This window comes from Secundilactobacillus pentosiphilus (genome assembly GCF_002217985.1).
Lineage (GTDB): Bacteria > Bacillota > Bacilli > Lactobacillales > Lactobacillaceae > Secundilactobacillus > Secundilactobacillus pentosiphilus.
On the sequence record NZ_BCMI01000054.1, the window covers coordinates 1 to 1,660 of the forward strand.

Annotated in this window: 1 pseudogene; it reads left to right on the forward strand. The window is 41.3% G+C overall.

Going from position 1 to position 1,660, the window contains the following annotated elements:
• Positions 1 to 59 precede the first annotated feature (59 nt).
• Positions 60 to 1,598: pseudogene (locus tag CES81_RS13000) on the forward strand (IS1182 family transposase); the annotation flags it as partial.
• Between the last annotated feature and the right edge of the window lie 62 nt (positions 1,599 to 1,660).

Here is a 1,660-nt window from a genome sequence, read left to right on the forward strand (position 1 = left end):
AAAAAGAGTATCGGTTGCCCCCGATACCCTAAAAATCATCCCCGAAAGGACAATCCAACATGACAAATTATAACATGAATCAAACAATTTTACCGCTAACTACCGACTATACAGTTCAAAAAGATAATCCAGCTTTTTATATTAATGAACTGGTTGAATCACTATCAATCAAAGAGCACTACCTATTCGGTCGTCCTCGAGAGTATGATTTAGGTGCAATGATGAAACTAGTCCTTTTCGCATACACTCGTGGTGTCTTTAGTAGTCGCCGAATTGAAACCTTCGCGGTTGAAAATTTAACGGCTCGCTGGCTGACTCAGGAACAGATGCCCACTTATCGCACCATCTGCCGTTTTCGGATTTCCGATGAACTGGAAACTTTGATCCATGACGGGTTAGACCGGCTGGTTGACTACTTACGTCGTCAAAATTTAATTGATGACGTCACCTTTATTGATGGCACCAAGATTTTAGCTAATGCCAATAAATATAGTTTTGTCTGGCGCAAGAACACCGTGCGGTTTGATCAGATGAATCGGGAGGCAATTCAAAATATCTTGGCTGAAATTAAGCAAGCCTACGGCGCAGCTTTCGTTCCCGAGGGGACTAATTTAACACTCGAAATGATGGACGAGGTAATCACCCGGCTTGAAGATCGACTCGATAAATTGAATAAGGAAATTGAACAACAGCCCAAACTATCGCCCAATCCAGCTAAGCAATCAAGACGGCATATTAAAAAAATCAAGCGGCAATTAGTTCAGCGTAAAGTGAAAATGATTGAACATCAGAGTCAGATGGAAACCTTTGGTGACCGTAATAGCTATTCAAAAACCGACCAGGATAGCACCTTTATGCGAGTCAAAGAAGATCCGATGATGAACGGTCAATTGAAGCCAGCTTATAATTTACAAATCGCTACCAATAATCAATTCGTGCTAGGCTTTGGTTTATTTCAGCGTCCAACCGATACGAAAACTTTGATTCCATTCCTAAACACCCTATCAAATACCAACAAGTTAGCTGAGAACATCGTAGCCGATGCTGGTTATGGATCAGAAGCTAATTACCGCACAATAGAAGATAACTATGAGGGTCATCAAGCCATCATTCCGTACGGAACGATGTTAAAAGAACAAAGTCGTAAATGGCAGTCTGATGATCGTAAAGTTATGAATTGGCATTACTTCGCTGATGATGACTATTATATTGACCAACGGGGTGTTAGATTCGACTTCCAGCGTTACAGTACACGCACCGACAAGAGTGGTGTCACGCGTGATTTCAAAATCTATCGGGCGGAAAAATTCGATGCAGATCACCAATCTGTCCGGGCGGCTCTAACTAGAACGGGTCGAACCCGATATATCAGTGTTAATCCTAGTTGGGAATACTTTAAAGCCCAGCAACGAGAGAGACTAACTACTGAAAAAACAGCAGGAATGTATGCCCGGCGTAAAATAGATGTAGAACCAGTCTTCGGTAGAATGAAGGCTTATTTAGGGTTCAAAAGATTTATGGTCCGTGGTTTAGCGAAGGTTACTAAGGAAACCGGTATCGTCATTATGGCCTTGAATATGGCAAAAATGGTTAAAATCAGAGGATAAAATCCCGATTTTGACCAGAAAAAAAGACTTATCGAGAAATCAATTTCAATTTC